Source organism: Candidatus Magnetaquicoccus inordinatus, from assembly GCF_004217665.1.
GTDB classification, from domain to species: domain Bacteria; phylum Pseudomonadota; class Magnetococcia; order Magnetococcales; family Magnetaquicoccaceae; genus Magnetaquicoccus; species Magnetaquicoccus inordinatus.
Map to the genome: position 1 here is coordinate 1 of NZ_RXIU01000213.1, position 6,288 is coordinate 6,288.

The 6,288-nt window shown below is 49.3% G+C and carries 5 protein-coding genes and 2 pseudogenes; all 7 read right to left on the reverse strand.

The window, feature by feature from the left end:
- Positions 1-232 (reverse strand): annotated as a pseudogene (locus EJP87_RS19055) (IS1634 family transposase); the annotation flags it as partial.
- A 366-nt stretch (positions 233-598) separates the two neighbouring features.
- Positions 599-802: pseudogene (locus EJP87_RS19060) on the reverse strand (ParB N-terminal domain-containing protein); the annotation flags it as partial.
- Between the two features lie 33 nt (positions 803-835).
- Positions 836-1,582, reverse strand: a complete 747-nt coding sequence (locus EJP87_RS13070; RefSeq protein WP_130472315.1) for a M48 family metallopeptidase — start codon at positions 1,580-1,582, stop codon at positions 836-838.
- A complete protein-coding gene (locus EJP87_RS13075) occupies positions 1,572-4,664 on the reverse strand; it encodes a type I restriction endonuclease subunit R (protein ID WP_130472316.1) in 3,093 nt (1,030 codons plus the stop codon). The genes EJP87_RS13070 and EJP87_RS13075 overlap by 11 nt, the downstream gene beginning before the upstream one ends.
- Positions 4,661-4,867 carry a hypothetical protein gene (locus tag EJP87_RS13080; protein WP_227657631.1) on the reverse strand — a complete coding sequence of 69 codons (207 nt, stop codon included), beginning with the start codon at positions 4,865-4,867 and terminating at the stop codon, positions 4,661-4,663. The genes EJP87_RS13075 and EJP87_RS13080 overlap by 4 nt, the downstream gene beginning before the upstream one ends.
- A gap of 33 nt (positions 4,868-4,900) precedes the next feature.
- Complete coding sequence (locus EJP87_RS13085; RefSeq protein WP_130472317.1) at positions 4,901-5,812, reverse strand: Abi family protein; 912 nt, start codon at positions 5,810-5,812, stop codon at positions 4,901-4,903.
- Positions 5,813-5,984: 172 nt separating this feature from the next.
- On the reverse strand, positions 5,985-6,288 hold a 304-nt coding region (locus EJP87_RS13090), incomplete at its 5' end, for a hypothetical protein (protein WP_227657632.1).

A 6,288-nucleotide genomic window follows, 5' to 3' on the forward strand; every position in this document is an offset into this window, starting at 1 on the left:
TGGGGTCGATGGCAAGAGCTTGGTAAATCAACTTCTGGTTTGGCTCTGCTTTTGTCGCTTTGCGCACGTGCAAGACCCTGTCGTCAACCCGCCGGAAAGTGGCGGTTATGCGGCACTGGCCGCTGAGTGTCTTACGCAAGCTACTCCAACGATCACTGATCCCTTTTGTGCGCAGATGACGGCGAATGACTTGCACCAATTGGTAGGCCAGCACGGTAATGAATAGGTGACCCACTAGCTCCACGCCACTATCAGCAACAGTGAACAGGCGTATTTTATCACGTACCTCAGCCGCTATACCTGTCGCACGCTTAACGTCCACCTCGATGGAGCGCACAGATGCGCCAGTAGTATAACTAGTTGATTTTGAGAAAGAAGGAACAAGCGCAGTTTCTGCGTTTGTTGTTTTTCTGGCTTCTCCACTTGCCAAACCACCTGCGCGGCCTGCTCGTGTTTGTGGATACAGCTCAAGGTAAATCTTTTTCCGCTCTGCCAAATGTTCGCTGCGCTCTAATACTGTCAGGTCGTTTCTTAATAAGTTTTCATCTATTTCTGCTAATTTGCACTGTAATCCTGTTAATTCAAGAATCGTAGCTTCAATTTCTTCCCAATTTAGTTTCTTTGCCGCTTCAATTCTATGCTGGCCTGCGACGAGAACATATCCACCAGATTCTGAAACAACAACTTGTATTGGCGTTATTTGCCCAATTGCCAAAAATCCCTCAATAAGCGCATCAACGGCAGATTGATTTATCTGTCGCATTCTTTTTCCAACAGCAATTTCGCTGATTTTGATTTTCATGCTTTTTACCGATTCTCTTATGGCACCATCAACCTATTCTTCCAGATAGCTTCCCGGTCCCCATTCATCATGTCCAAGTGGCATACTGTTGAGCAGTTCACGGGTCATGCGCCAGTGTGGCAAGTGAGTATCCATCATGGCAATGAACTCCTCCCCATGGGTCCGGTGAACCAGATGGGCCAGCTCATGCACCACAATGTATTCCAAACACTGCTCTGGTTTCTTGACCAGCTCCAGGTTGAAGAGAATCCGCCGACTTGATGGATTGCAACTGCCCCATTTGGTCTTCATCTTCTTGACCACCCAAGCCGCCACCTGGACCGCCAGGACGGATTGCCACTTCTCCAAGAGTGGAAGAATCAGCAGCTTGAGCTGCACCCGATACCACTTGGAGAGGATTTCACCACGCTGCTCTTGGGTAGTACCGGGCCTGACAAACAAATCCAGGTAAGTTACAGCATTCACTGCCACCATGGCGGCTCCGGGCCGCTCTGTGACCCGCAGGCGATACCGCTGACCCAGGTAGTAGTGGCTTTCAGCGTTGACCATTTCCCGTTGGGATTGTCGGGGTTGGTTCTGGAACTTCATCTGTTGACGCCGAATCCAAGGGAGCTTCTCAATCACCGCTAATCGGACAGCTTCATCAGTGACCAGGAGAGGGACAGCCACACGTACTCTGCCATGCGGGGGATAGACACCCAAGTGGAGATTCTTGATATCCTTCCTGACCACCTCCACATTCAAACCGCTGACTGTGATATGGTGAGACTCAATAGCCATTTTGATGCTTTGCCAATTCCAGTATCTGGTCAGTCACGGCATCATCCTGCAATATCTCCCGGATTGCCCACCAGACCTTTTTACGCTTCATAGAGTTCTCCCGCCAACCATCCATCCGGCTATTCTGGATTGCACTATCCACTGCCAGAGCCAGATGGGCATCTTTTTCCAGGTTATTGTAGAGGGTTCTCTGTGCGGAGGTCTTCAAGATGTCAGGATACCCCCCTGGTCCACCTCCGGGATGTTTGGCATCTCTGGATAATTGGGCAATCTTGTCCAGATATTCCTGATATGTCAGAGCCTGCTTGCGTCTTTGCTCAATCAGAGTATCCAGCAACCGGGACATCTGCTCATAGTAGGCAGGGTCAATAGGGGATTCATTGATGATGAGCCTACGGACGTTGTTTTCAATGGTTTCAGCAACCGCATCCTGATTTTTTCTGATACTTTTGGGCAGAGCATTCACGGCCTCTGCCCCTTTATCCACCAGCAATTGAATCAAGCTCATGTCATCAAAGGAAGAAATCTTCTCACTGGCCTCTGCATGGATGTAGGTATCAATCAGATGACGCATGGCCGGTTCATAGAGTTTCAGGTCAAGAAAATCTCCGCTGGAGAGCTTGACCTCCTCCGTTATCCTGGCAAACTGGTCCACTTCACCCTTGATTTGTTCAATCTCACTGGGCTTGTAGCCCGCCTCATCCAATTCATTGGCAATGCTTGAATAGGCTCTGAGCAAAGAGGAGAAAAACTTATAGAGCTTCAGACGTTTTGGTTCATTTTCTTTCAGTTGGGCATGGTTGCCAGATTCCATGGCACAGAAGTAATGCAGATAATCAACCTCCTCCCTGGGTGCTGACACCGGCTCACACAAAGCTTTGATGGCTTCACGGGCTTCTTCCAGTTTTTCTCTGGCCTTGGTCAATCTGTTTTGCAGGAGACCATTGACATCAGATGCGTCATAACCATCCAAAGCGCCACTTGTGTAATCCTCAACAGCTCCTTCAAGCTTCTGGAACAAATCCTTATAATCAATAATGTATCCGTATTCCTTATCATCTCCATCCAACCGATTCACCCGACAGATGGCCTGGAACAGACCATGGTCCTTCATCTGCTTGTCAATGTAGAGATAGGTGGCTGGGGGTGCATCAAATCCGGTCAAAAGCTTATCCACGACAATCAGCAGCTTCATCTGTCCGGGTTCATGGATGAATTTTTTTTTGACCTCCTGCTCAAACCGTTCAATTTTCTGGATGGCACTCTTTTCCGGTTCATTGAACCACTCTGCCAGCATCCTGGAATAGACTGAATATTTCAGAAGGTTGTCCGTTTCACCCTCTCCGCTGGTTTCACCTTTTGAGTTGTCTATGCTTGGGGCATAACTGGTGACGATGGCACATCTTCCTTGCAATTCCGTTTTTCTGAACAACTCATAAAATTTGCAGGCTTCATAGATACTCCCTGCCACCAGCATGGCATTACCATGGCCATCCATCAGACGTGGCCGGGTATTCATGTCCATCAGAATATCAGCCACAATCTTTTCCAGACGGGACTGGCTGGAGAGAACCTGCTGCAAGGTTCCCCATCTCTGTTTCAACTGAATTTTGGAATAATCATTCAACCCCTTGGTCTTGGCATCAAACCAGTCATCCACTCTTTGAGGTGAGGTCAGTGATTGGTCAATCTCTCTGGCCTCATAGCGGAGGTCCAAGACCACACCCTCACGCACCGCCTGGTCAAATTTGTAGGTGTGGATGTAGCTTCCAAACACCTCAATGCTCTTCTGCTTGTCTGATTTCAAAAGAGGCGTACCGGTGAAACCAATGAACAAGGCATTGGGCAAGAGATTGGTCATGGCCTTATGGAGGTCACCGGACTGGGTACGGTGGCACTCATCCACAAAGACGTAGAGGTCTCCTTTTGCCCTAAAATCAGAGGGTAGCCTTTGAATAGACTCTATGAACGCCTTGGCTGCCGCATCACCATCTGAACTCTCTTGACGGCCAAATTTATGCACCAGGGAGCAAACCAGCGACTCTTTGCTTTCATTCAGCGTGGCAATCACGTCTTCACCGCTCTTGGTGCGGTAAATCTGTTCATTGACCCCTTTGAAGACCTTCTCAATCTGTTCATCCAGTTCGGTGCGATCGGTGATGATGAAGACCCGTGACCCGGGACGGTTCTCCCGTATCCACTTGGCCAACCAGACCATGGTGAGGGATTTACCGCTACCCTGGGTATGCCAGATGATTCCGCCTTGACGGCGATAGATATGCTCCTGAGCAGCTTTGACCCCAAAATACTGATTCTGTCGGCAGACCTTCTTGACACCGGCATCAAACACAACAAAATCATGAATCAACTCCAGGAAACGACCCTTTGCACCCACCTGGAGCAGATGACGGTCCAACAAATTGGCCTCTGATGCAAACGGACCCGTCTCCTCATACCAGCGGAGATAATACTTCTCCGGGGTCTGAATGGTTGCGTAGCGCAACCCCTCACTGTCATTGCCAGCCATCACCCACTGCATGGTGGAGAAGAAGGGTTGGATGAACTCCTTTTTCTGGTTATCCAGATTCTGCCGGATACCTTCTGCAACCGAGACGCTGGAACGCTTCAGCTCCAATACCCCCAAGGCAATCCCATTGACGTAGAGGACAATATCCGGTCTCTTGCTGCTGGCTTTGGCATCCGCTCCCTTGACCGTCACCTCCTCGGCAATGGCAAAGTGATTGTTTTCAGGATTTTTCCAATCAATCAACCAGACCGTGACCCGGTTCTCACCGGCTCCTGGTTGCACCTTGACCCCGTAGCGCAGGAGGTCATAGACCACTCTGTTGCGGTCGTAGAGGTGCTTACTGGTATCAGAGGCACTTTTTGCCAGTTCATGCAGTGCCCGGTTGATGAGGACATCTTCCACTCCCTGGCGATGCAGCCAGGAGGTGAGCAAACCAACCTCAATGTTGGCGTTGCCGGGTCGCTCTTTCCAGTTGCCCAGATAGTCGTAGCCCAATCTCTCCTGGAACAGAGCGATGACACGGGATTGAGTCTGCTTCTCAGTTTGACTGTTCATGGTGCTGGTGGATTGGCTGTGTCCGTTGATGACGTGGGAAACGGTTCCATGCTCAACTCATCGCCGCTGATGATGACCGGTCTACCATTCTTCCAGATGACCGCATACTGACCGAGACGCCGTTTACGTTCCAACACATCAGATACCGCCATTTTCATACAATCGAGAATTTGTTGGTCCTCGGCAGAGATGGTCTCCATCATCCTTTAACCTCTCGGATAAGGTGTTAAAAAATCTTATGTTGCGGCTCTATTCCAGATTGGCAAGTCGAAGAAGCCATCAGGGAATCCCATCGTTGCAGGGTCTATACGGTGCGTTGCCATGATGTGATGGAGACGTTTGCGCCACGAGTGTCCAGGAGTAATAACATCCATCAAATAGGCCAGCATGACAAGTGTGTTATAGATTTTTCTTGTATCGCTATTGTTAAAATTATTGCTAAGACCTATTGGGTTTTTGTTGGGCAATTTCCATTGGAAGGTGAATTTTCTATTCCAGAGTCGGGCATGGTGGGCGCAGATATTCCGAACCGTGCTGAGATGATGGATGAAAGAAACCAGAGTAGTTTCGTCCATGCCGTAGATTCTGGCGATTGCATTGCGGTCACTGCCCTTCGACAAGTTGGCATACCATCTGGAAAGAGCTCCCAACATCATGATTTCGCACACGGCCCAAAGTGGAGGAAGTGTCTCTTCGTATTGGTCGAACTTCCGAATGAAGGGTTCCTGGCTCTTCTTGACCTCCAACCGCAGCGATTCTACATTTTCAGCATGGGACTTTGGACCACCGTTCCAAATCGGCTTGAACAACGCTGCATCAAGATGAGCGTGTGGATGATACGTGTGAGACAGATGGTAGGTGAGTTGAGTCCGCAGAGAAATCTCCACCCTTTCTATGGCGTTCAACAACAGCAGGCGAAACTTTTTGTCGAACATGTATAAGTTAAAGATTTCATCAAATGCAGTTCCAGAAACAAAGTCGTGAGTCTCGTGGTCCGACTCAAAATCGTACCAGTAGCCGCTTAGTCGGTAGTAGTTGATGTGTTTGAGTTGGTGAAGGGCGGTGCTACGGTCTCGGATGACCATGCCGCGAGAGATGAGCTTGTCGAGCTGTTCGTCGAAGGTAGTTGCGGGTTCCAAAAATTTCATGAACCAACACTCCAGAAAAAAGTAACCCTCCATGGTGCGCCGTTCCGATGAGAGGCGTGGAGGGTGTTGTTGCCCTTAATTATAAGTGCTGCGCAGCAGGAATCAACAAAAAATTTGCTTATCACGCCGTCACCGTCACCCAGAAGGTCCACTATCTCCTCCCAAACCTGCTTTATTCCAACACCCGTATCATCATGTCAGGGGTCACAGGAATGGCTTGCTTAATCTGCTTGATGAGCTTGCGTGTACCATCAGGAAAAACTTCCACAATCTGGTTTCCTTCAACCTCCAACACACTGCTGCCCGAAGCCAATGCCTGCCAATAGGCTTGTTTGAAGGCTGGTTCAGCCAAATCCGGGATGTGTTCTTCCAGGAATTGCATGGTCTGCTCTGGAATGGTCATGCTGGTCTCCTGTTTGATTGTCATATCAACCGTATCCTCCCGGTCAGCAACTCCTGCATCATTCCCTGCTTCA

Coding starts and splice junctions, on each gene's coding strand:
- EJP87_RS13075 (WP_130472316.1), bottom strand. CDS start 4,664: ATGAACAGTCAAACTGAGAAGCAGACTCAATCCCGTGTCATCGCTCTG.
- EJP87_RS13070 (WP_130472315.1), bottom strand. CDS start 1,582: ATGGCTATTGAGTCTCACCATATCACAGTCAGCGGTTTGAATGTGGAG.
- EJP87_RS13080 (WP_227657631.1), bottom strand. CDS start 4,867: ATGATGGAGACCATCTCTGCCGAGGACCAACAAATTCTCGATTGTATG.
- EJP87_RS13085 (WP_130472317.1), bottom strand. CDS start 5,812: ATGAAATTTTTGGAACCCGCAACTACCTTCGACGAACAGCTCGACAAG.